Here is a 25,287-nt window from a genome sequence, read left to right on the forward strand (position 1 = left end):
CTTTTGGGGGGCAGATCACTTAGACGATTATTTATCTAATTGAACGGGAAGAAATAAGCTCAATGGTCGTTTTTTCACAATTTGGCAAACTTCATGCCAAATTGGCCACCAGCTATCAATTTCCGCATTCAAAGAACGCAGTGCAACCCAAAGTGTTAATGAAAAACTGACAATTAAATTCACTAAACCAATCAACAATACAAAACCAATGCATTGTAAAAGCAATGAATAGGTGAATTGTCCGCTCACAGCAATATAGCCTACATTCGCAGATGAAAATGCCACATGACGAATATCTAACGGAAGGTGCGTTAAGTAACCCACTACACCCGTAATCCCAAGCAACATACCAAAACAAAGGTTACCGATAAGCGAGCCATAATTCTCATGTATATAATTAGCAAATTTAACGCGAGATTTCTCAGACATTATTTTTTTCAATAACGGATGCTGGGTTAAACGCATACGCATATTCAAATAATTGCTGCGGTTATCAAAATAGCCCGAAATAATCCCCGAGCAGAATAACCATACTCCCGCAATGGCTGCAAACCATAAGGTTCCTGCGAAAGGATCAATGCTATGTAACTGATAAGCGATTTGATCGGCATTCATCAACGGCTCACCTGTTTTATATTGGTAACCAAACGCAATCAATGCCGCTAAGCCCATCGCAATGAGAACATTACCTAGCACCGCAATACTTTGAGAGCGAAATACATCCACTAATAACTGAGCTAATTTCATATTGACAGTTTTACCTTGGGGCGTTTTCTCGACGGCCTCAGCAAAACGGGCTGCTGTCATGGCTGGCTGTTTCGTCGCTACCGTAAAATGCAACATAAAGATCACCATAAAACCTAAGCCGTAATTTAAGCCTTCGGCAATCCCTTTCCAGACTTTATCATCAATAATGCTACCTAGATAGATTTTAAATAGCGCCATCAGTGCAATTAATACACCACCACCTGCCGCAGAATAAAACATTGCCCAGTACTCTTTTTTATCTCGAGTAATGTAATGCTCGCCGTGGTCTCCAGCATTCTGCGTAACACTACGAGCAATTAATCTTGAGCTTTGTTTCCATAATCGGGTGATGCTATGTTTTTCTGCTGCAGCGCGAGCAAAACAGCCGATTAATAACAATATTCGGCGTGGTAAATAGCGATTTGAAACAAAAATCGCCATCAAGGTTTCTAATCGTTCTAAAGTCTGAGAAAGACGCTCCAATAAATAAGCCGTATTTAAAGAAGAACCGACCACTGCCCCACGTTTTTGCAAACGCTCAACCAATTTTTTACATTGGCTAAACATTACCTGCAAATGACTATCATCAAAAACGGTTGATTGTCGGCGCGCCTGTAACCAATTCACCACTTCATGGTGTAATGCGACAAAAGGGGAATCAGCATTCAACAGAGAGGGCTCCATTCGCATCAGCTCAGGATCCATATCTTCAGCCGCAATCCAAATTGAAAGCATCTCTATGGCAAATAGCCCTTCACTTTCAATATGATTTTTTAAACGTTCACGATCTTTTTGTTCTGTATAACGAGTTAAAACGCCAAATAAGCCTCGCCACGTTTTTAAAGGAACGGCATCAATCCAGCGCGCATCATTTTTATCGCTAAACAATAAATAAAAAATATCACGTAAATCATTAATATCTTTAAAAGAGGGGTTAAAACGCTCATAAATACGCGTTTTCATTTCTTGCCCAAAACCGCCACGCGTAAGAATACCACTACTAATAAACAATGGGTAAAGACGTAAACCACATAACCAACCACATAATAATTTCGAAACAGAACAGCCTAATTCTTTATCGTTCTTTAAGATAAACTTAAAAAAATGCAAGGTTGGAGAAATTTTTTCTGTAGGGCTACTACGTAATAATTGACACAGCCCTTCCACAAGACCAAAAGCATCATTTTCCTCGACTTTATTACGCAAAAATTGCGGTAAAGTATCCAGTTTTATCATGCTTTCCTCCTTCAATCGTTTATATTCAAAGGGTAAATATTATACAGATCTGTTAGGGAAAATAAAAATGAAAGGAAAAGTGATCTGCCCCCAAAAATTTGACCGCTTGTTTTTTTTACTCTTCTTTCTCTTCCCCTTTTTCTTTTTCGGCTGTTACAGATTCCAGCGTTAAAGGTTTCAAGTGTTCATCTAATAAACGAGCCAGTAATAGCACACCGTCTTTAAAACGATATTCTGCGTAAGCCGCTGTGCTGTAATATTTCTCTTTGCCACTTGGGAAGAAATAATCTTGGCTTGGTAGGCGAGTTTGCCAGCCATCCGTTTTCAGTGGGAGATACACATTTGGCGCACAACCACTAAAATCGGTTGGGACGGTATCACTCATCCGACAGATATCTACAATGCCTTGTTCATTGCGCTGAATCAATGCGTAGAATTTTTTCGGAAAATCATCTTGGCGTTCAATGTTATTTAATATTGTATAGTTGAGCACCATGTAATCGCCTTGCAATAATGAACGCGGATCAATCGGTTCAATTTCTAAAATAACCGATTCTCCCTCATTTAGCACTGCGTTATATTGCATCATTTTCATATTTACACTGGTTAATACGCCACCAGTTAACACTAACAGCACAAGGTAAGCGAACTTCACTTTTCCTGATTTTATTGCGTTTTGTTCCTCATTGGTTTCTGTTTGTGGTGCTTCGCGTACCAGTAAATAACAAAATAGACTGACTAAACCTACTGCAAGGCACATCAGTGCTTTGTAATCAAATGGCAATGGCTCGTAGTAATAGAATCTCCATAGCCAATTATGCATGAGCATTAAGACACAAAAACCTAACAATGCGCGGCTTGGCATAAAATAGGCGATAAAGAGTAAATAGATTGGCCACCACACTCTGGTAATGAGTAAAACAACCGTAAGCAGCACCATTGCGAAAATCAATTTTGTTGCTTTAACGCCATCAAAACCTTGCTGATAGACTCGGTAGACTAACGCCACCAGACAACAGATAAAGATGCCCCAATAGAAGATAAAACTTATGGTGAAATCATTCCATTGGCTTGGCATAAAAAATCTAAACAGCATTTTAATGAAATCATCTTGTGAGAGTTCACTTAATTCCATTGAGCTGTAGTACATTAGATGGGTAGTCCAAATTTCGCTTGCGGCAAAATACAGTAATATCCCCCATGCAAGCGCCATAATACGACTTTGTTGGCGTGCTGAATTTAGAGATAACCAAATAAAACTCATGCAAATTATTAAGAGACAGGCGGTTATAAAATAAAAATTAAAAGATAACCACTCTAACTCTAATACTGCCAAGTGATATATTGTTGAGTAAAAGAAACAATAAATGCTCGTCGCTAATGAAAGTATGCGTAGCCATTGTGGCAGTGCGAAAATAAAGAAAAATCCAGTATAAATCACACTGACTAAAAGCATTGGCCCAGATACTTCACTCAATACACTCAGTTCCATCCCTAAAGTGGCAAACATAGCGAGAGCTTGCCCTAAGCCTAAGGAAACCGCATAAATATAGCCTTTATTGAAAAAGTATCTTGTTCCTAACGCAGTAAAAATGAATGCCCCTACCCATAGTGCATAAAAATCCTGAAATGCAAACCACATGAACACAAGCACAAGTATCGTGACGAACATCAAAATAATGCTAGACCCCAAATTAAATGCCCAGTGATCGGCTAATTCAGGTTGGCTTTTTAAGTAATAATTCCGTCCATAAACAATCAAAAGCCAAAACGCAAATAATGTGCAGAGAATTGCGCTAAGAAGCCCACCAGTAAAGTCGCTCGAACTCATGATTATCCATGTATCACCCATCCCAATCATACCAATGAAATAGAGTACGGCTAGTAAGATATCTCGGCGAACAAAGTAGTAAATAAAACCGATAGCATAAACCAGTATAGTGATAGCTAGAGTGTTTTCATCTATACCGAAAATGACAACTCTGCACCAAGAAAGGATTAAAGCAATGTTGGCAAATCTTGCGGTTGTACGGTGGTGATCGTTAAGCAGATGCCCCCAACGTTCACAGATAACAATAATTACAAGATTGAGTAAAGCTACTGGTAATTGAGAGACAAAGCGTACAGACCAATCTAGATTATTCGACCAACGTAAAGTCGGAATAAAGTTATATTCTAGGAAAAAGAGTAGAGCCAAATTCAGCGTGCAGATAAACAAAATTGCTGAACCAATATTGGCAAAGTAGAAAAGCAATGGCAGTTGTACGAGTGACCATAGGGCAAATAATTCCCAAATGTCAGCGCCAGTTTGATAGCTTTGTCCAAATAACGCAAATAGCCCACCAAAACTCACTGCCAACAGCAAGGACGAAAATTGACTCAACCAGTTTTTGTTGGCAACGAGATTATTACGTGAGCGATAAATGCCATATTGGGTAACTAACATTAACAGGACGACGAGTGCCTGTACGCTATATAATTTTTGGAAGATACTCCAGTGTTGCCAGTTTGCCGCCACCCAGCTAATTAGCGCCAGCCCTAACTGACCGACGCCAAATGCCAAGAAAATGATACTAAGATAGCGTTGCCAACTCATTTTAAATATCATGCTTTCTCCTTGTCTTTTTAAAAGACTTTTGCAAATTGCCTTAAAAATTAGACCGCTTGCGTTAATAATTTTTGTGCTAATTGTTTTGCCCCTTTGAAATCGACCTTGCCTGAGCCTAACAGTGGAATTTCTTCTACTAGCAACACTTCGCTTGGCTGCATAATCGGGACTAAACTAGAGGCTTTAATTCTCGCTTTAATCTCAGCTAAATCTAAGGTTGATTTCACCAATAAGACCACAGATTCGCCTTTTTTCTCATCACTAATGCTTGTGGCAGTAAATTGGGTTTCATCGCCGAAGACTTGTAAAAGTGCTTCTTCAACAGCACCAAGGCTAATCATTTCTCCGCCAATTTTAGCAAAGCGAGAATAGCGATCCACAATGGTAATAAAACCTTGTGCATCAATATGACCTTTATCGCCGGTTTTGTAATAGCGAACACCATCAATCTCAACAATGACATCATCGGTTTTCTCAGGATCATTTAAATAGCCTTTCATGACTTGCCCACCACCGATAAGAATTAAGCCATCTTCACCCGTTGCTAATTCTTCTAAGGTTTCTGGATTCACAATTTTAATAACCGTGCCAGGAAGTGGTAAGCCAACAGAGCCAGTTTTACTAAATGTAAAGCTATTTAGTGTATCTGGATCTAACATATTCGGCATGTTGACACAAGCAACCGGTGCGGTTTCTGTTGCGCCATAACCTTCATAAATCTCTAGCCCGAATTTAAGGCGGAAAGCTTCATGCACGTCAGATTTTAATTTTTCAGCACCTGCAATTACCATACGGACTTGTTGGAACATGAGCGGATCCAACTTTTTATTTTTGCTGTATAAGCGGAAGAAAGTCGAGGTACCAAACAAAATACTAACATGATGACGCGCCGCCATTTTGCCGATAGTTGCCCCATCGGTTGGATCTGGGCAACTAACCATTTTAACCCCTTCGCAAAGTGGCATTAACGTGGTGACCGTTAATCCAAAGCTATGGAAAATAGGTAAAGAGTTTAAAATCACATCATTGTGTTTGAAATTTAATAATTCGCTCACTTGCTTAATGTTGGTTAACAAGTTTTTGTGACTGAGCTCAATGCCTTTCGGATCCCCTTCACTTCCACTACTAAATAGAATAGTGGCGGTATCGTTAAGTGTGGTGTCTGCAAAATAGCAGAGTTTCATTAACGATGCTGGCATCAATAAGGCGGTAAGTAATGCACTGATTTTCGTACTGCGAGCGGTCATTTTTGCTAAATTTTCTGCAAAAATGGCTTTATCGCCTAATACTTCTGCAAAATCGAACCCTTTATCTTTCAGTTTATTTAAGAATTTCTCTGAAGTGATAATGTGGCTAATATTCGCTTTTGCTAAAGCTTTTTGCATACTTTCTTGGCTTAACGTGTAGTTTAGGTTAACTGGCACTTTACCCATGACAAATAGTGCCATGTTTACCATTGCCCCGACGGCAGAACTTGGTAATAACACCCCAACGTGTTTGTCATTTTTCAACACGTTTTTGAGTTTTTTCACAAATACCAATACACCAGTAATAAATTTCAGGTTATTTAGTTCCATGCCTTGTGCATCAGCCACACAGCTTTTAAGAAGCTGACTTTTCGCTTGATCTAACCAGTGATGTTGCAATGGTTTTTGGCGGTTAATAAAGCGTTCCCACGCGCTGAACGAGAGTTCAACGACTTTTTGTTTCATAGTTGCTGCATCGACAGAAGCATCCACAACTGGACCAAATGCGACCAAAATTTCGCGTTTACCTTGGCGTTTAGTCATGCGTTTGTAGAAGTTATCGGCACGAGAGAAGCTTGAGCCCCATAAACCGCGTAAGTAGAACGGCATCACTGCCACATTTTCAAGACCTTTTAAAATAAGTTCAAAGCCTTTTTGGAATTCGTTAATTTGTCCGTTATAGCTGATATGACCTTCAGGGAATAATGCAACAACTTCGCCTTTCTCTAAACAAGCACGAATGGCTTGAATCGATTCTTTGCTTGCGCCAGCACCAATTGGAATAACACGGAAGAATTTAAATAACCATTTCAAATACCATTTGTTATAAATTGGGCGGTACATTACAAAACGGATCGCACGTGGGCTGGCTGCTTGTAAGATCATCCAGTCAATCCAACTAATATGGTTGCCAAGCATTAACACGCCACCTGTTTGTGGAAGGTTACGTAAGCCATCAACATGGAAACGGTAGCTGGCTTTAACGATAGGTAGCATTAACAAGCGGGCAAATAAATGAGGTAATTGCAAAATAGCAAAGAAACTACCGATTAAACAAACTAATGCCGTAAAGAAGAATAGTCCGGTGGTAGAAACTTGTAAGCTGACTAACAGCATGCTCAATAGCAAAAAGCCAACCATGAAGATATTTTGGATGAAGTTATTGCCTGCCATAATGCGACCACTACTTTCTTCTTTGGCTAAGAATTGAATCGTTGCATTCAGTGGCACAATAAATAACCCACCAAAAAAGCCGAAACCAAAAGAGCATAATGATAAACCTGTATTCGTACCAGAAAGGGTTAAACCTAACAATGAGAAGAAGAGGCCTAATGCACCGATTGGAACAATACCATGTTCAATATGATAATCAGACCATTTTCCTGCAATGTAAGAGCCTAGAATTAACCCTACACCGCTAATCGCTAAAATACCTTGAATCACAAGCGCGTTATCTGAACCAAAATTCGCTTTATAGTGAGCTGGAAATGCTGCTACTACAACTTGAGAAACACCCCAAAACAGGCTTAACCCAATAATGCTTAACCAAATGTTACTATCGGCACGTAAAGCATTAACGTTTTCACGTAGATAGCTTAATTTTGCATATTTTTTCGCAGAAAAGACCGCTTGTTGTTCGGTTTCTTGTGGATAAAACGGAATGCGCCAAGCAAATAAAGCTTCTAAAGTACTGAGTACAACCAATGCCACTCCAATTAAAGAGACACTTTGAAGCACAACATTTGGGTCTGTTGAAGCCGCGTAGTCTTGCTCAAAATAGAAAGAGAAGGCAAAAGAGCTGAATAGGATTGCCACAATGGTAAGGGCTTGAATGACACCATTTGCCATCCCTAATTTTTCTGAACCGACAATAGATTTGATAATGCTGTATTTTGCCGGAGAGTAAATCGCACTTTGTGCGGCGAGCACTAATGTTAATCCAAATGCCCAATAAAATTGGCCACTGAAATAGCATAAACAAATCAGTGCGCTAATGACGACGGCGGCCACACTGCTGTAACGAATCACATTAGTGCGTGAAAATTTTTCATTTAAAAATGCAGAGGGCGAAAATAAAAAGATAAACGGCAACAAGATCATGGTATTGACCAGTGCAGTTAAAATCGTTTGGGTATCGCCTTCAAAACTCTTTAATAAAACGTTTTGAATCGTAATTTTATGGGCTAAATCGACGCTTGCGTTTAAAAACATAATCGCAAGGTAAGGCATAAAGCCAGTAATACGAAAAAGCTTTAACATAGAAACCTCGTGGTTTAGGGCAAGAAGCTATTTTTACTTCTTTACGGATACTGAACCACCCTTAAATCAGCTTAAGGGCGCTTTTAAAATATCGCTATTTTAAATATCTAATTTGAAAGTGTAAAGCTCAACTTTTCAGTTTAATAAAGATATTTTATATTTATGAATTTAATTCATGTTTAATTTGAAAATTATGAGTTTGCATAATATTGTAAAAAGTATGATTATCTCCTCAAGCCGTTTAGCGAAGTGCTAAACCTCTGTATTTTAGAAAATTATAAAGATCATAGGAGTTATCATCATGGGTACATTACATACTACTTCCCACATTTTAGGTTTTCCACGCGTTGGTGCAAAACGCGAATTAAAATTTGCACAAGAACGTTATTGGCGTAAAGAATTAGCCGAACAAGATTTATTAGATATTGCTAAAGTATTACGCGAGAAAAACTGGCAAAACCAAGCAGCAAGTCATGTTGATTTTGTGGCAGTAGGCGATTTTACTTTCTACGATCATATCTTAGATTTACAAGTTGCAACCGGTGCAATTCCTGCTCGTTTTGGATTCGATAGCCAAAATTTAACACTTGATCAATATTTCCAGTTAGCACGCGGTAACAAAGCGCAGTTTGCCATCGAAATGACAAAATGGTTTGATACCAACTATCACTACCTTGTACCAGAATTCCATGCAAATACTGAATTTAAACCAAATCCTACTCATTATGTCAACCAAATTCGTGAAGCAAAAGCATTAGGCTTAACTGTCAAACCAGTTATTGTTGGCCCATTAACCTTCTTATGGTTAGGAAAAGAGAAAGGGGAAGCCTTCAACCGCTTTGATTTATTAGCGAAATTAGTTCCAGTTTATCAGGCTATTTTAGCTGCGATTGTAGCCGAAGGTGTGGAATGGATTCAAATTGATGAGCCAGCACTGGCTTTAGATTTACCGGCTGAATGGGTGGCTGCTTACGAAGGCGTTTATGCGCAATTAAGCCAAGTGAATGCTAAAATTTTATTAGCAACCTATTTTGGTTCAGTTGCAGAACATGCGGCACTTTTAAAACGCTTACCAGTTGATGGCTTACATTTAGATTTAGTGAGAGCGCCAGAACAATTAAGTGCATTTGAAGATTACACAAAAGTTCTTTCAGCAGGCGTTATTGAAGGTCGTAATATCTGGCGTGCGAATTTAAACCAAGTTTTAGACGTACTTGAACCGTTAAAAGCGAAATTCGGTGAGCGTTTATGGGTTGCTCCAAGCTGTTCATTGCTTCATACCCCATATGATTTAGCAGTTGAAACGCAATTACAAGAGAAAAATCCAGATTTATATCGCTGGTTAGCATTTACTTTACAAAAAGTTGGCGAGTTAAATGTGGTAAAACAAGCTTTAAATCAAGGTCGTGATGCAGTGCGTGCTGAGTTAGATGATAGCCAAGCAGCAGCAGATGCGCGTGCAAGCAGCAAAGTGATCCACAAAGCCGAAGTGGCTGAACGTTTAGCGAATTTACCGGCTAATGCAGATCAACGTAAATCACCATTTGCAGAGCGTATTGCACAACAAAATGCGTGGTTAAATTTACCTGTTTTACCAACGACAACAATTGGTTCATTCCCACAAACCTTACAAATTCGTCATGCGCGTGCAGCGTTTAAGAAAGGTGAGCTTTCACTTGAAGATTACGAAGCAGCAATGAGAAAAGAGATTGAGTATGTGGTTCGTCAACAAGAAGACCTAGATCTTGATGTACTTGTTCACGGTGAAGCTGAACGTAACGACATGGTGGAATATTTTGGTGAATTATTAGATGGTTTTGCTTTCACAAAATTTGGTTGGGTACAAAGCTACGGTTCACGTTGTGTGAAACCACCTGTTATTTTTGGTGACGTTACTCGCCCAACGCCAATGACAGTACGTTGGTCTGAATATGCGCAAAGCTTAACTAACCGCGTAATGAAAGGGATGTTAACTGGCCCTGTGACAATTCTACAATGGTCATTTGTGCGTAACGATATTCCTCGTTCAACCGTGTGTAAACAAATTGCTGTGGCGCTTTCTGATGAAGTATTAGATTTAGAAAAAGCAGGCATCAAAGTGATTCAAATTGATGAACCAGCGATTCGTGAAGGGTTACCGCTTAAACGTGCAGATTGGGATGCTTATTTACAATGGGCTGGTGAAGCGTTCCGTTTAAGCTCAATGGGTTGTCAAGACGATACTCAAATTCATACACACATGTGTTATTCTGAATTTAACGACATCTTACCTGCGATTGCAGCACTTGATGCAGACGTGATTACGATTGAAACCTCACGTTCAGATATGGATTTATTAGATGCCTTCGTGAAATTCAATTACCCGAATGACATTGGCCCAGGTGTGTATGATATTCATAGCCCACGTGTGCCAACAGCAAACGAAATCGAACACTTATTGCGTAAAGCGTTAAATGTGATTCCAAAAGAACGTTTATGGGTAAACCCAGACTGTGGTTTAAAAACACGTGGTTGGACAGAAACCGTAGAGCAATTAAAAGTGATGGTAGATGTGACTAAAAAATTACGTGCAGAACTTGCCTAATTTCCACACGTTAGCAGGCCGAAAGGCCTGCTTTTTTATTCTGACAAGCGGTCGGTTTTCGCAAAAAATTTGCAAAATCAGACCGCTTGTTGTTTTATATGACTCATATTAAAGATTATTTAGTTGAATTTTATTCATGTAAAACGTGAAAAATATCAACTTGCATAATGCGGGCAAATAGACGATCATTTCATTATCAAAATTATTGGAGAAAAGACGATGAGTTATGCAAGAGAAATTAATATTTTGAACCAAAGTGTGGCAGATTTGAATGGACAAATTAATGTCTCCTTTGAATTTTTCCCACCTAAAAATGAGAAAATGGAAAACTTACTATGGGACTCTATTCATCGTCTTAAAACATTACATCCGAAGTTTGTGTCTGTAACTTACGGCGCAAACTCTGGTGAGCGTGAGCGTACGCACTCAGTGGTAAAACGTATTCAGGCGGAAACGGGCATTACAGCGACACCACATTTAACCGGTATTGATGCAACCCCTGATGAATTACGTGAGATTGCGAAAGATTATTGGAATAACGGGATTCGTAGTATTGTAGCCTTACGTGGCGATGAACCAGCAGGTTATGCTAAGCAACCATTTTATGCTTCTGATTTAGTTGCACTTTTAAAAGAAGTGGCGGATTTTGATATTTCGGTTGCGGCTTATCCAGAAGTGCATCCAGATGCGAAATCAGCACAAGCAGATTTACTCAATCTTAAACGTAAAATTGATGCGGGCGCTAACCGTGCGATTACACAGTTTTTCTTTGATGTAGATAGCTATTTACGTTTCCGTGATCGCTGTGCAACGATTGGTATTGAGGCAGAAATTGTGCCGGGGATCTTGCCAGTAAGTAACTTCAAGCAGTTACAGAAAATGGCAAAAATCACGAATGTGAAAATCCCTGCTTGGATGGGTAAAATGTATGAAGGGTTAGATGACGATCAAACCACCCGTAACTTAGTCGCGGCAAGCATTGCGATGGATATGGTAAAAGTGTTATCAAAAGAAGGCGTAAAAGATTTCCACTTCTACACCTTAAACCGTTCTGAGTTAACTTATGCCATTTGCCATGTATTAGGCATTCGTCCGTAAGTTTGAAATCAATTCAAATAAAAATGTGTGAGTTAAAATAACTCACACATTTTTTTTATGCACCTTTCGCTTGTTGTTGATAAGTGTTGAAAGTTTGTAAATTCAACACATAAGGTTTTAAGAGCAATAACATATCAAATAAGTGTTTTAATCGACCATCTTGATCTTCACGGTCAGCTAAAATATTCAAACCGATTTTGACTTCTTGTTGCGCTAGTTTTTTCGCTGTTTCTGCATAATCTTTTAATAATTGATATTCATCGCCATCACAACGGCTGATAATAGCAAGAATATCTCGCTCTTTTCCAGTATAAATGCCGTTACGTGGGTTAATTAACCCCATTTCAACTAATTCATGTAATTCAATTTCAGTGATACCAAATTCTTCACATAATTCTGATGCTAAGAATTTTTCACTTTCTGCGCCCATAATCAGATCTAATGAATAAGTCAGACTTTTATATGGATTGTTGATGTCAAAATCTGGATGCGAAAATAGCGCACGGATTTGTGAAATAGAAGCATTAAAGTTAGTTTGTAAATATTTAATAAATTCAATGAGTTGAATATTGCCTTCATCATATAGGTGAAAATTGGGTTTATCTTTGAATGGTTCTGGCAATAACCCTTCTTTAATATAATAAAGAATAGTCGATTTTGGGGTATTTGTCAGTTTGGAAAGATCGTTCATTTTTAACATAAGTTACTCCTTTCTAATAATATTCTCTTAAGTATAGCACAAAAGTAAGAAGTCAAACTATTAACTTTTATTCTTTGAAGCGGTTTATTTCAGAGAATGTTTCTGTAAATACAGAATTTATGGCAAAATCGAACAATTAGACTTCATTAATTCAAAAGGATTCATTATGAGTAAACAACCTTCTCTATTTGGAGGAGCTTCGATTATTGCCGGCGTGTGTGTTGGCGCGGGTATGTTAGCATTACCAACTGCAGGTGCAGGGGCTTGGACAATTTGGACAATTTTTGCCATGTTGCTTACCATGATCACCATGACACTTTCTGGTTGGTTATTATTAGACGTTTATAAAAGCTATCCATTACGTGTTTCATTTAATACGGTAACTAAAGATTTATTGGGTAGTGTGGTTAATGTGATTAACAACCTTGCCGTTTATTTCGTCGGTGGCATTTTACTTTATGCTTATACTACAGTGTCAGGTGGTATTTTTAGCGGGCTCACACAAAATTATGTAGATTTTGGTGCTAACAGTGCGGCAATTTGGTCTGTCATTATTGTAGGATTATTTTCTTTTATTGTTTGGCATTCAACTCGATTTGTTGACCGAGTGTCTGTTTTGCTAATTGTTTTCATGGCAATTACCTTTATATTGAGTATTTGGGGATTAGTCACAAACATCAATCTTTCAACGCTTTTTGATACACAAAAAATGGCAGAATCAGATTATGCTAAATATACGTTAGCCGTGTTACCAGTTGCGTTAACCTCATTTGGCTACCACCATTCTGTTTCCTCTATGCGTGATTACTACGGGGAAGAGCGCAAAGCAAAATGGGCAATTGCTGGTGGAACAACGATTGCTTTACTTCTTTATCTACTTTGGATTATTAGTATTTTCGGTGTGTTACCACGTAGTCAATTTGGCCCGTTAATTGCTAACGATAATGTTGCTACTTTATTAAATGCGGTAAGTGCAGTGGTTGAAACGCCATATATTAGCCAAGCGATCAATGCCTTTACCATTGCGGCAATTCTTTCTTCTTTTGTTGGTGTAGGTTTAGGTACTTTCGATTTCTTATCAGATTTCTTCAAATTTGATAACAGCAAAGTAGGTAGAACAAAAGCGTGGGCAGTAACTTTCTTACCACCATTAGCTTTCTCATTAGTTTCTCCGGAAGGCTTTGGGTTGGCTATCGGTTATGCCGGTGCAGTAGCAACCATTTGGACATGTATCATTCCAGCTGCATTAGCTTTCAAAGCGAAAAAAAGTAACATTGCTGCAATTAGCTTAATTCTGATTTTTGGTATTTGTACGGCAGTATTCCATTTTCTTGCAATGCAAGGAAAAATCCCGTTATTTAAAGGCTAATGAACAGAATGTTTTGCAAATAAGCCGGCTAGCGTTATACTGAAACCGATAAAAACAGTTTAAACAAGGAGCATATTATGCGTGTTGATACTTCTGCGCTTTGCGATATTTATTTAGATCAAGTCGATGTCGTGGAACCTATCTTTTCCAGCTTCGGTGGCGCGTCTTCTTTCTTTGGTAAAATTACTACCGTTAAATGCTTTGAAAGCAACGGGTTAATTGCACAAGTATTAGAAGAAGAAGGGGAAGGGCGCGTATTACTTGTCGATGGCGGTGGCGCAGTACGCCGTGCTTTAATTGATGCTGAATTAGCACAACTTGCATTAGATAACGGCTGGGAAGGGATTATTGTTTACGGTGCTGTTCGTCAATTAGATGTATTAGAAACACTAGATATTGGGATTCATGCACTTGCCCCAATTCCAGTAGGTGCAGAAGAGACAGAAATCGGTGAAGTGGATACACCTGTGAATTTCGGTGGCGTCACATTCTTCCCAGAAGATTATATTTATGCTGATCTGACGGGCATCATTCTTTCTCCTGAATTACTAGATTTAACCGAGTTAGAAGAATAATTCATTATCATTGATAAGCGGGCTTTTTAGCCCGCTTATTTTTTACATTTAATTCTTTTAGAACATTCATTTTATGATTCACAATCAAAAATTGATAATTTGATTAAAACACTATATTATTTTACTAAAGTATACTCTTTTAGTAAGGAAATGTATCATGCGCTCTCATAAGATTAAACTAATTTGTTTGGCTGCACTTGCAACCTTTTTAACAAGTTGCTCAACAATGTATAACCCATTAGACACTTTATACTGGCATGGTAAAGAAGACTATGAGTTTTTTGCTCGAAAACGTTTACCAGATGAATCTTATCAATGCTTTAAAGACAATGAAAAAAGTTATATTCACGCTTATCGACTTGCTCTTTATGATTTACAAACCTATGAAGTTGGCAGAAATTCTAGAACAATCTTTCTGACAACCGAAAAAGTCTATACTGGCGGTCATACATGGACTTATGTATTTACAGATGCAAACCATAAAATCACATCTATTAGAGATGCCACCGGGTTTGGTGACATTGAAAAAGAATTTGGTTGTGGTGAGTATCAAGAAGCAGTAAAAATTGCTACACCAGAAGAACTAAAAAAACGCAAAATTAAACCTAGATTATGGGCGGCTATTGCTCGCTCTCCAGAAATAAATCAAATGATGTGGGCTTCAGATGCCGCCTATAGCACGCTTGAGCAAGCCAAACAAGATGCACTAAAACAATGTCAAGAGTATGGTGGTAAAGACTGCCAATTAGCGATTGGCATAAGTAATATGTGTTTAGGGCTAGCTAGCGGTAGAGATAGTAGCGGTTTGAGAGATTACTTTGGAAATAGTATTATCCCTGAGCACGCAAAAGCAATGGCAGTTGAGAATTGCCAAGCAAAAGGAGGCTCATCTTGTGAACCAAGCCCAGCACCGTCGCTTTGTGCCCTACCGTGCGATATGCTTAAAGATAAAACTTGTAACTTCGATAGCCCTCAGGTCATCATGCCAGGGGTTAAAGGCGGAAAAGCATTTAATGTAGCATTAGATGGTAACGTAATTAAATAGCCTACTTCCAAAATTGATCTGCACTTAAAAATTAGGACACCTAATTTGAAGTGCAGATTATGTTTTATTCTTATCAATCTCGTTTAGAAATGATTAAACTGGTCATCAAGCAGGATTGTGGTATTTGTAAGCTAGTTAAATACAAGAATTTGGGATAGATTCCTAACATATCTAACTTTTTATGCGCAGATTAACAAGCGGCCAGATTTCGCAAAATTTTTGCAGAATCTGACCGCTTGTATGTTATTTGGCTAACGTTAGTCTATTGATTATTTTAAACACTGACTAAATTCATCTGCCATGCTTTGTAGGAATTGCGGATAAGCATCTGGGCCAAGTTCAATTTTTGCACCAAGTGGGTCAAGTTGTCCAACTTTGGTCTGAGTACCTTTACTTAAACTTTCAACCACTTTTGGTGTGAATTGTGGTTCTGCAAATAAACAAGCAGCTTTATGTTCTTTAATATCCGCTTTGATTTTACCTAGTGTTTTTGCACCTGGTGCTACAGTTGGATTGATTGTAAATGAACCAAGTGATTTAAGCTCATAAAGGCTTTCAAAATAACCGTAGGCTTCATGGAATGTATAGAAGCCTTTGCCTTTAACTGGCGCGAGTTGGGTTTTTAAGTGTGCCACTTTATCCGCCACATTCGTTTTAAATTTGGCTAAGTTTTCTTCGATTTTGGCTTTTTTATCTGGATATTGTGCTGTTAATTTTTCAGCAATTTGTTCAGCACTTAAAATGGCAATGTCTGAAGAAAGCCAAATGTGCCAGTCTCTGCTGTGATCGTGGCCATCATGGTCGTGCGCATGTTCGTGATGATGGTGCTCATCATGTCCGTGTTCATGCCCATGATCATGGTCATGATCTTCTTTGTGCGTTGCATCAACGAGTGTTTTGATTGCCGGCACTTTACCTAATGTTAAGACTTTTTGGCTATCTAGGTTGTTTACGCTTTTGGTTAAGAATGATTCCATTCCACCGCCAACCCAAACGACTAAATCGGCTGATTGTAATTTGCTCGCATCGGAAGGTTTTAGGCTGTAATCGTGTGGTGATGCGCTAACAGGAAGTAATACTTCCGTTTCAGTTACGCCGTCGGTAATTGCGGCAGCAATAAAACCAAGTGGTTTAATTGTTGTTAATACATTTGCTTGTGCGCTTGCAGCAGTTAATAGTGCTGCGCTTAATAGTGTTCTTTTTAACATAAATTTATCCCCTTTATTTTTTTATGGATGATTCAAGCGGTCGTATTTTATCAAAGTTTTACCAATTGACTATAATTTTTTTATGGATATTTAAATAAATAGAAAAAAAGCACAAAAATGATTTTGTGCTTTTGGAGAGTTAGATTAACGTAAATCTGATGAAGGAATTAAATCAAAGCCATCTTTTTTGGTACGTTGATATTCTTTTGCAATTAAGTTATTCACTTCATACCATGGTAGCGTTAACGTTTTTTCGCCGTCAGCAAATGGCCCAAGCTCATATGGTGCATAAGAGAAAACAATTCCATCGTTGGTAAAGTAGAACTGGTTACTGATATCAAAATCCGCTTTAGCGGTGAAAGGTTCTTGTTTACCGTTTTCATCCACTGGGCTTTCACGTAAATAGGCATCCCATAATAACGCTTTTGCTTTAGTTTGGTTGGCTTTGGTCATCAGTTTATCTAGAGTGATAATTGATTTCTTATCAACATCAATATTGATGTAAGTAGTCGCAAATAAACCGTGCGCACCGCCGCTGAAGCTATAATTGAAAACTGAGAAGCTAACAATATTATCGCGTTGTCCTAAGTAGCGAAGTTCAGCGCTGACTTCCATACCGCTAACTGGCCCGTCTCTCACTTCAGTTAGTGAGTCATTAAAATCTTTTTCAAAGGCTTTGAGTAATTGCGCTTTCTCATTACCTGTCACTTTGTCTGGGTCTTGTTTTGCATCTTCAGGTGAGTAATCAAGCCATAGTTTACGAATCACTAAATTATCTAACCATTCAAAACCGGTTTTAGGAATGCTAATAAAATAGTTGACTTGCCCTTCTTCAAAATAGGTTTGCTCTTTTGGTTTTACTTTTTGTGATTTAGAAAAGAGTGGCTCAATTTCGACTTTTAATGCAGGGAAAGCATTTTTTGTTTTTTCTAAATCGGCGAGTTTTTGATCGGTTTCAGCTTTATAAGCGGTGAAATCTTGCTGAGATTTAGCTAAGTCCTGATTTAATTGCGTGATGGTTTGTTCAGCTTTCTGTAATTTCTCAGTTAGTGCTTGAGTTTCCTTTTCATTACAGCCAGCCAGTAAAAAAATAGAGGCTGCAAATAAGGCGAGATAAGATTTTTTCATAAAAACTCCATGAAATTAGTGCGATTTTCATTATAAAGCATAACACGAACTTGTTGAAAATTCATGAAGATTTTGCTTCGTTTTTCTGCAAATTTGGCGCAAGGTAATTATAAAGAATCGCCTTGCTTTTCCTTGATTTAAAAGCCATAATGACTCGTTATTTTTCTGCTGGAAATTGTTATAAAATGAGTAAAATTTCGGCAAAAAACGACCGCTTGCGCATTAGGCAAGCCGCTTTCGCAGTTTATTCGAGACAAGAAGAATCTAACGTAAGACGAAACTTAACAGGTATTAGCGCAGAGACAATCGGGATGATTGCCCAATATGCAATAAGCAGGCCGCGCTAAGCTCTCAAACAATAAAAAATGAAATAAGAGAAACACAATGAAACGTATGTTAATTAATGCAACTCAAAAAGAAGAGTTGCGTGTTGCCTTAGTTGATGGGCAGCGTTTATTTGATCTGGATATTGAATCGCCAGGTCATGAACAAAAGAAATCAAACATTTATAAAGGGAAAATTACTCGTGTTGAGCCAAGCCTTGAAGCCGCATTTGTGGACTATGGTGCAGAGCGTCACGGTTTTTTACCATTAAAAGAAATTTCTCGCGAATATTTCCCGCAAGGTTATGTATTTAGCGGTCGCCCGAATATCAAAGATATTATCAAAGAAGGGCAAGAAGTCATTGTACAAGTCAATAAGGAAGAGCGTGGTAATAAAGGGGCAGCCTTAACCACTTTCATTTCTTTGGCGGGTAGTTATTTAGTTTTAATGCCGAACAATCCTCGTGCTGGTGGAATTTCTCGCCGTATTGAGGGCGATGAGCGTTTAGAGCTGAAAGAGGCATTAGATTGTCTCGATGTGCCAGAAGACGTGGGTTTAATCGTGCGTACTGCTGGTGTGGGTAAATCACCAGAAGAGCTACAGTGGGATTTAAAAGTTTTATTACACCATTGGGAAGCGATTAAAACGGCAGCAGAATCTCGTGCGGCACCGTTTTTAATTCACCAGGAAAGTGATGTAATTGTCCGCGCGATTCGCGATTATTTGCGTCGTGATATTGGTGAAATTCTGATCGATAACAAAAAAGTGTTTGAAAAAGCCAAAAATCACATTCGTTTAGTTCGTCCGGATTTTATTAACCGCGTGCGTTTATACGAAGGTGAAGTACCACTTTTCAGTCATTATCAAATTGAATCACAAATTGAATCTGCATTCCAACGCGAAGTACGCTTACCATCGGGCGGTTCAATCGTTATTGATGTTACTGAAGCATTAACTGCAATTGATATTAACTCTTCACGTTCAACGCGTGGCGGAGATATTGAGGAAACCGCATTAAATACCAACTTAGAAGCAGCAGATGAAATTGCGCGTCAGTTACGTTTACGTGACTTAGGTGGCTTAATTGTTATTGACTTTATTGATATGACACCAGTACGCCATCAGCGTGAGGTGGAAAGTCGCTTGCGTGAAGCGACTCGTCAAGACCGTGCGCGTATTCAATTTGCGCGTATTTCTCGCTTTGGTTTATTAGAAATGAGCCGTCAGCGTTTAAGTCCATCATTAAGCGAAGCTTCAAGCCACATTTGTCCACGTTGTCAAGGTACAGGTAAAGTCCGTGATAATGAATCTATCGCGCTTTCTATCTTACGTTTAGTAGAAGAAGAAGCGATTAAAGAAAATTCAGCGCAAATTCACGCTATTGTGCCAGTGGAAGTGGCTTCTTACTTGCTCAATGAGAAACGTAAAGCAATTTCTAACATTGAAAGTCGTCACGATGTTAACGTGCTAGTGGTTCCAAGCGAAAGTATGGAAACACCACATTTCGCGGTTTATCGTTTACGTGAAAATGAAATTCTACCAACCTTAAGTTACGATTTAGCGAAACACTATGCTGCGCGTGATGAAGACGATGTCTTTACCAGCCATAATCATACGGCAACGGCAGAAGAAGCGTTAGTGAGCCGTAACGAGCCGGTTATTACAGTTGAATCTGTGTTAAATAGCAGTGCGTTGAACATTCAACCAGCGCCAATGCCGACCGAAGCCGAAAAACCTTCGCTCTTTAGTCGTATTGTTGCGAAGTTGAAATCATTATTTGCTTCTGAACCAGAAAAAGCAGAAGAAAAACCGGCAGCGAAAAAACGCCCAACACGTGAGCGTAGAAATAATCGTCAACGTAATAATCGTCAAGAGCGTCGTCAAACTCCTGCATTATCGCAAGAGGTGAAAGAGGAAGTTAAGGTTGAAAAAACAAAACAGCCTCGTCGCCAAATTGTTGAAGAAACAGCGGGTAGTTCAGAGCTCCCTGAGCAAAAATCTCAACAAGTGGCAGAGCGTCGTCAACGTCGTGATTTACGTAAAAAAGTACGTGTGGAAAATGATGTGTCTGTAGTACCTGTAGTAGCAGTTGAGAAAGTTGATGCGCCAGTTGTCACTGAAAAACCAGTTCAAGCAGAGAAATTGCAAAATGAGGCGCCAATTCGACCGCTTGTAGGCAATGAGCCAGCAACTGAAACAGTCTTTGAAAATAACGAAAATGCGGAAAATCGTGAAAATGGACGTCAACGTCGTTTACCTCGTCATTTACGTGTAGGTAATCAACGCCGTCAAAATCGCGATAATCGCCAAGTGAAAGCGATGGCATTAGCGGCAGCGGTGGTTTCACCTGAAGCTGCAAGCGGTAAGATTTTGTTATCAATTAACGTGAAGGGACAAAAAGCAGCATCTCAAGAAAAATCTCGCTTCTTGTCTGTAGATGAAATGTTGGAGCAACAAAATCAAGCACCACAAGCTGAACAAGTTGAATTAGTTCAGCCTGAAGTTGTAAGAGCGCACCCGAATAAATCGGCAACTTCTACGGTGCCATTTGGTGCGGTAGTTAGCCAGCATTCAGATCGTGATTTAGTCAAAGAAAAACACGAACGTGCTCATCATGAAGCAGAGCAGCCTTCAGTAGAAAGTAAACCGAGTAAAACTGTTGAGCAAGTTGTGCCGTTTGGTGCAGTAGTCAGCCAGCATTCAGATCGCGATTTAGTGAAAGAAAGACATGCTCGTACACAGCGCTATAAGGCACAGCCAACACAGGCACAAGCGGAAGAAAGTGCGCCGATTGCTATTGTTGTTCCACAATCAACTTATCAAAGTGAATATACCTTTAACGGTAAAATTGGGACATTCTCTCGCGTAGAGCATACCAAAGCGCAAATGACACAAGCGAAAGCGCCTGAAGCAATGGAAGATGCATTTGAGATTACTGAATGGAAACATTCACGCTATTACTTCCATGGTAAAGGATATGGTGGCCACACAAGTGCAGTGAGCCATGTATATACAGCACCGAGAGTTGCAACATTAGATGCATAAGATGAAATGGGCAAGAAATTGCCCATTTTTATTTGAACTTTTATTTTGTAGGTGTAGACTAACTAAACACATCTTACATATACATTCTTTAATGGAGTTCTATCATGAAAAAATCATTATTAGCCCTTGTTTTTGGTTCTGCATTAGCGTTAACCGCTTGTGATAACGCACAAAAAGCGGCGGATAAAACACAAGCTGCAGTCGCTGAAGTAAAAGAAGCTGCAACTGACAAAGCAGTAGAAATGAAAGATGCAGCAGTAGCGAAAGCGGCTGAAGTAAAAGAAGCTGCAACTAACAAAGCAGTAGAAATGAAAGATGCAGCAGTAGATAAAGCGGCTGAAGTAAAAGAAGCTGCAACTGACAAAGTAGTAGAAATGAAAGATGCTGCGGTAGAAAAAGCGGCTGAAGTAAAAGAAGCTGCAACTGACAAAGCAGTAGAAATGAAAGATGCTGCGGTAGAAAAAGCAGCTGAAGTAAAAGAAGCTGCAACTGACAAAGCAGTAGAAATAAAAGATGCTGCGGTAGAGAAAGCGACAGAAGCAAAAGAAGCTGTAACTGAGAAAGCAGCTGAAGTAAAAAGCTCAGTTGAATCTAAATAATCTTTTAGAGAAAAAAGAAAACCTGAATACGTTGGTATTCAGGTTTTTTTATATTTGCATTTAGCAAGATTAATGTTGATTTAGCCAATTTAAAAAAGCTGAAGCTTCTAAAAAACCAGTAATGCGAGCATTGGTTTGTTCATTCCCGTTTTCATCAAAAAAGAGAATTGTTGGTAAACCAAGAATTTGGAAATGTTGCATCAAGGCGCTATTTTCAGCTGAATTTTTGGTCATATCCATTTGTAGTACAACCATTTCTGCTAATTTTCGCTGTACGGCCGCATCACTGAAAGTATATTTTTCAAACTCTTTACAAGCAACACACCAATCAGCATAGAGATCAAGCATCACTTTTTTGCCTTTAGCTGTTGCAAGTTTTTCATTGAGTTCAGCTAAAGAGCTCACTTTCTCAAAGGTGACATGTGTTGTCTCGTTCTGTTGTGTTTGTGGTGCTTGCCAAATGAGTTGGCCAACAGGATAAGCTGAAACTGCAAATGCAAAAAATAACCCAATTCTGACCGCTTGTTTAAATAAACCTTGTGCTGGAATCACGCTAATCAGCCAACCCAAGAATACCATTGCTAACGCCGACCACATGAGTGCTTCATAATGTGCAGGCAGTACGCGAGAAAGTAAAAATACCGGTAAAGCTAACATCACAAAACCAAAAGCGGTTTTCACTTTAAGCAGCCAGTCGCCAGATTTTGGTAAGATTTTATTGCCAAATAGCGTAATTAGGACTAATGGCGTTCCCATACCAAGCGCAAGTAAATAAAGTGCTAATCCACCCGTAAACAGATCGCCATTCTGCGCCACATAAAGTAGTGCACCAGAAAGCGGCGCAGAAGTACAAGGTGAGGCAACTAAGCCTGCAATCATTCCCATTACAAATACACCACCAAATGCGCCACCACTTTGTTTTTGGCTAAGGCTATTTAATTTTTGTTGCCAGCTATTAGGTAAGCGAATTTCAAATAAACCGAACATAGAAGCCGCAAGCAAGGTAAATAGCACAGATAACGCAATGAGCACCGCAGGACTTTGTAGCGCAATTTGGAATGGTAAGCCAATCGCTGCAACTAATAAGCCTAATAAAGTATAAGTGACCGCCATCCCTTGTACATAGCTAAAGCTTAATAACAAAGCACGTAAACTGTTCGGGCGATCTTTTTGCCCGATAACAATTGCAGAAAGTAGCGGTAACATAGGCAATACGCATGGCGTAAAAGCTAAACCGACACCTAATAAGAAGAACCAAAAGACAGCTAATTGATTTTTGGCTAAATTATCTGCCAGTTGATTTTGCTCTGCTTGCGGCGCATTAGTATTTGCAATTTTTTCTACAGAATTGACCGCTTGCATAGGTTGGCTGTTGCCAGATAAAGACACACTAATCGTTTCAGGCGGATAGCAAAAGCCGTGCGTACAGCCTTGATAACGAATTTCTACTTGGCTTTTTTCATTAGCTTCACTAAATGGTACATTTAATTGCAGCTGGTTGCGGTAAATTTCAACTTCGCCAAAAAATTCATCTTGATAGCTTTCAGCCTGCGGAAAGTGAATTTCACCCAGTTTGACATCTTGCCCGCTAACTTTTACTTCTTTTTGATAAAGGTAGTAGCCATCAGCAATTTGCCAATGGAGTTGTAGTTCATTGGCTTGGTGTTGTGTCGTCAGCGCAAACGCTTCTTCACTTTTTAAGAATGTAGGTTTTTTATCAAATAAGCCTGCCAGTGCAAAGCCTGAAAATAGGCAAAGGATAAGGAAGGCAGAAAGTTTTTTAAACATAATTGTTGAGGAAAGGTAAATTCGAAAAGGTTGACAGTATAGGCGAAATTAACGGAAGAATCATCAACCGATAGCAGCGATTGGTAAATCATTATAAAAATTTGACCGCTTGCATAAAAATTGCATATTTTTTTACTGGACTAAAACATTTTCAAGTAATAAAATAAAAACAGCTTGCATATTTATGCACAAAAATTTAATATTCATTCAGTTTTAATAATATAGGAATCAACACGAATGGCAATTCGTATCAGTGATGTCAATTTCTTTTATGGCAATAGCCAAGCCTTGTTTGATATCAACTTAAACATTGAAAAAGGCGATACTGTTGTATTGCTTGGGCCTTCTGGCGCAGGAAAAAGTACCTTAATTCGTACTTTAAATTTATTAGAAGTCCCGCAATCTGGTGTGTTAGAGATTGCTCAGCATAAATTCAACTTAAACGGTAAGACAAATGCAAAAGAAGTCGCATTATTACGCCGTGAAGTAGGAATGGTGTTCCAGCAATACCATTTATGGAATCACTTAACCGTATTAGAAAACCTCATTGAAGCACCAATGAAAGTATTGGGTTTATCAAAAAGTGAAGCAATTGAGCAGGCAAAAGGGCATTTGGCTCGTTTACGTTTAGCAGAATTTGCTGATCGATTCCCGCTCCAACTTTCAGGTGGTCAGCAGCAACGTGTGGCAATTGCGCGTGCGTTGATGATGCAGCCGCAAGTATTGTTGTTTGATGAACCAACCGCGGCGCTCGATCCAGAAATTACCGCGCAAGTGGTTGAGATTATTAAAGAATTGCAACATACCGGAATTACGCAAGTTATTGTGACTCACGAAGTCGGCGTTGCGCGTAAGGTAGCGAATAAAGTGGTCTATATGGAACGTGGAAAAGTGATTGAGCAAGGTGGCGCAGATTGTTTTGAGCATCCAAAAACAGCAGCTTTTGCAAATTATCTTTCTCATTCCGAATAAATTATGCATTTACATTAAGGATTATTAACATGAAAAAATTACTTACCCTTTCAGCATTAGTTTTAACAGCATTTTCTAGCGTGCAAGCTAAAGAAATCAAATTTGCGATGGAGCCAAGCTATCCACCGTTTGAATTTACCGATCAAAAAGGGGAAATTATCGGCTTTGATGTGGATATTGCGAATGCAATTTGTAAGGAAATTCAAGCGACTTGTAGCTATTCTGGTCAAGCTTTTGATGGTTTAGTGCAAGCGATCAAACAAAAACGTGTTGATGCAGTGATTTCTGCAATGGATATTACCGAAGCGCGTAGCAAACAAGTACTTTTCTCTGATGCGTATTACGATAGTTCAGCCAGCTTTATTGGTGTGAAAGATAAAGTCGATTTAACGAGTGCAAAAAATGTGGGTGTGCAAAACGGTACAACCTTTCAACAATATGTTGTTGCTGAAGGTAAACAATATGCACCGAAGGCTTATGCTTCATTACAAGATGCAGTTTTAGATTTAAAAAATGGTCGTATTGATTTAATTTTTGGTGATACAGCAGTATTAGCAGATATGTTAAGCAAAGAAGCGGGTTTAGCTTTCGTAGGTGAGAAAGTGACTAATCCAAAATACTTTGGTAACGGTTTAGGTATTGCTGTGAATAAATCCAATGCGGAATTAGTGGCTGAACTTAACAAAGGTTTAGCAACAATTAAAGCAAATGGCGAATATCAAAAAATCTATGATAAATGGATGACAAATAAATAA

Annotated in this window: 16 protein-coding genes; 9 read left to right on the top strand and 7 right to left on the bottom strand. The window is 38.9% G+C overall.

The genetic code is table 11. The features are described from left to right. Positions 1-27: 27 nt before the first annotated feature. From HSP_RS0100655 to HSP_RS0100665, 3 genes are all read right to left on the bottom strand, one after another. On the bottom strand, positions 28-1,983 hold the full coding sequence (locus HSP_RS0100655; protein WP_010128159.1) for a site-specific recombinase: 1,956 nt from the start codon (positions 1,981-1,983) through the stop codon (positions 28-30). Positions 1,984-2,098: 115 nt separating this feature from the next. Next, positions 2,099-4,672: a GDYXXLXY domain-containing protein gene (locus HSP_RS0100660; protein WP_482793275.1), complete on the bottom strand. Its 2,574-nt coding sequence runs from the start codon at positions 4,670-4,672 to the stop codon at positions 2,099-2,101. Further along, positions 4,639-8,097 (bottom strand): acyl-[ACP]--phospholipid O-acyltransferase, encoded by a 3,459-nt coding sequence (locus HSP_RS0100665; RefSeq protein WP_007523326.1) that lies wholly within the window; start codon positions 8,095-8,097, stop codon positions 4,639-4,641. The genes HSP_RS0100660 and HSP_RS0100665 overlap by 34 nt, the downstream gene beginning before the upstream one ends. Before the next feature lie 301 nt (positions 8,098-8,398). Here HSP_RS0100665 and metE point away from each other — a divergent pair, with 301 nt between their 5' ends. Further along, positions 8,399-10,681, top strand: coding sequence for a 5-methyltetrahydropteroyltriglutamate--homocysteine S-methyltransferase (gene metE, locus HSP_RS0100670; RefSeq protein ID WP_007523333.1), 2,283 nt, complete (start codon positions 8,399-8,401; stop codon positions 10,679-10,681). 219 nt (positions 10,682-10,900) lie between these two features. Then, the gene (gene metF, locus HSP_RS0100675) at positions 10,901-11,779 is read left to right on the top strand and encodes a methylenetetrahydrofolate reductase (RefSeq protein WP_007523366.1); all 879 of its coding nucleotides are present in this window, start codon (positions 10,901-10,903) and stop codon (positions 11,777-11,779) included. A gap of 55 nt (positions 11,780-11,834) precedes the next feature. Here metF and HSP_RS0100680 read toward each other — a convergent pair whose 3' ends face one another. Continuing rightward, positions 11,835-12,479, bottom strand: coding sequence for a MerR family transcriptional regulator (locus tag HSP_RS0100680; RefSeq protein WP_010128166.1), 645 nt, complete (start codon positions 12,477-12,479; stop codon positions 11,835-11,837). 166 nt (positions 12,480-12,645) lie between these two features. On the opposite strand from HSP_RS0100680, the gene HSP_RS0100685 reads away from it, so the two are divergent. The 3 genes from HSP_RS0100685 to HSP_RS0100695 all read left to right on the top strand — a co-directional run bounded on the left by HSP_RS0100685 (position 12,646) and on the right by HSP_RS0100695 (position 15,468). Then, entirely contained in the window at positions 12,646-13,848 is a 1,203-nt protein-coding gene (locus HSP_RS0100685) for an aromatic amino acid transporter (RefSeq protein WP_007523390.1), read from the top strand. Positions 13,849-13,925: 77 nt separating this feature from the next. Beyond that, complete coding sequence (gene rraA / locus HSP_RS0100690) at positions 13,926-14,423, top strand: ribonuclease E activity regulator RraA (RefSeq protein WP_007523353.1); 498 nt, start codon at positions 13,926-13,928, stop codon at positions 14,421-14,423. Between the two features lie 157 nt (positions 14,424-14,580). Next, on the top strand, positions 14,581-15,468 hold the full coding sequence (locus HSP_RS0100695; protein WP_007523323.1) for a DUF4189 domain-containing protein: 888 nt from the start codon (positions 14,581-14,583) through the stop codon (positions 15,466-15,468). 269 nt (positions 15,469-15,737) lie between these two features. Here HSP_RS0100695 and znuA read toward each other — a convergent pair whose 3' ends face one another. Together znuA and HSP_RS0100705 are read right to left on the bottom strand one after the other, a co-directional pair. Then, positions 15,738-16,676 (bottom strand): zinc ABC transporter substrate-binding protein ZnuA, encoded by a 939-nt coding sequence (znuA, locus tag HSP_RS0100700; RefSeq protein WP_010128169.1) that lies wholly within the window; start codon positions 16,674-16,676, stop codon positions 15,738-15,740. Between the two features lie 144 nt (positions 16,677-16,820). Continuing rightward, the gene (locus HSP_RS0100705; protein WP_010128170.1) at positions 16,821-17,804 is read right to left on the bottom strand and encodes a DUF3298 domain-containing protein; all 984 of its coding nucleotides are present in this window, start codon (positions 17,802-17,804) and stop codon (positions 16,821-16,823) included. Between the two features lie 384 nt (positions 17,805-18,188). Here HSP_RS0100705 and rne point away from each other — a divergent pair, with 384 nt between their 5' ends. Both rne and HSP_RS0100715 read left to right on the top strand, forming a co-directional pair. Further along, positions 18,189-21,173: a ribonuclease E gene (gene rne / locus HSP_RS0100710; RefSeq protein ID WP_010128171.1), complete on the top strand. Its 2,985-nt coding sequence runs from the start codon at positions 18,189-18,191 to the stop codon at positions 21,171-21,173. 104 nt (positions 21,174-21,277) lie between these two features. Beyond that, positions 21,278-21,772 (top strand): hypothetical protein, encoded by a 495-nt coding sequence (locus tag HSP_RS0100715; RefSeq protein ID WP_010128172.1) that lies wholly within the window; start codon positions 21,278-21,280, stop codon positions 21,770-21,772. A gap of 69 nt (positions 21,773-21,841) precedes the next feature. Here HSP_RS0100715 and HSP_RS0100720 read toward each other — a convergent pair whose 3' ends face one another. Further along, positions 21,842-23,560 carry a protein-disulfide reductase DsbD gene (locus HSP_RS0100720; RefSeq protein ID WP_007523374.1) on the bottom strand — a complete coding sequence of 573 codons (1,719 nt, stop codon included), beginning with the start codon at positions 23,558-23,560 and terminating at the stop codon, positions 21,842-21,844. A 237-nt stretch (positions 23,561-23,797) separates the two neighbouring features. On the opposite strand from HSP_RS0100720, the gene artP reads away from it, so the two are divergent. Both artP and HSP_RS0100730 read left to right on the top strand, forming a co-directional pair. Next, a complete protein-coding gene (artP, locus tag HSP_RS0100725) occupies positions 23,798-24,532 on the top strand; it encodes an arginine ABC transporter ATP-binding protein ArtP (protein WP_007523332.1) in 735 nt (244 codons plus the stop codon). Between the two features lie 29 nt (positions 24,533-24,561). Further along, positions 24,562-25,287, top strand: a complete 726-nt coding sequence (locus HSP_RS0100730) for a lysine/arginine/ornithine ABC transporter substrate-binding protein (RefSeq protein ID WP_007523403.1) — start codon at positions 24,562-24,564, stop codon at positions 25,285-25,287.

Source organism: Haemophilus sputorum CCUG 13788 (genome assembly GCF_000238795.1).
Taxonomy (GTDB): domain Bacteria; phylum Pseudomonadota; class Gammaproteobacteria; order Enterobacterales; family Pasteurellaceae; genus Haemophilus_A; species Haemophilus_A sputorum.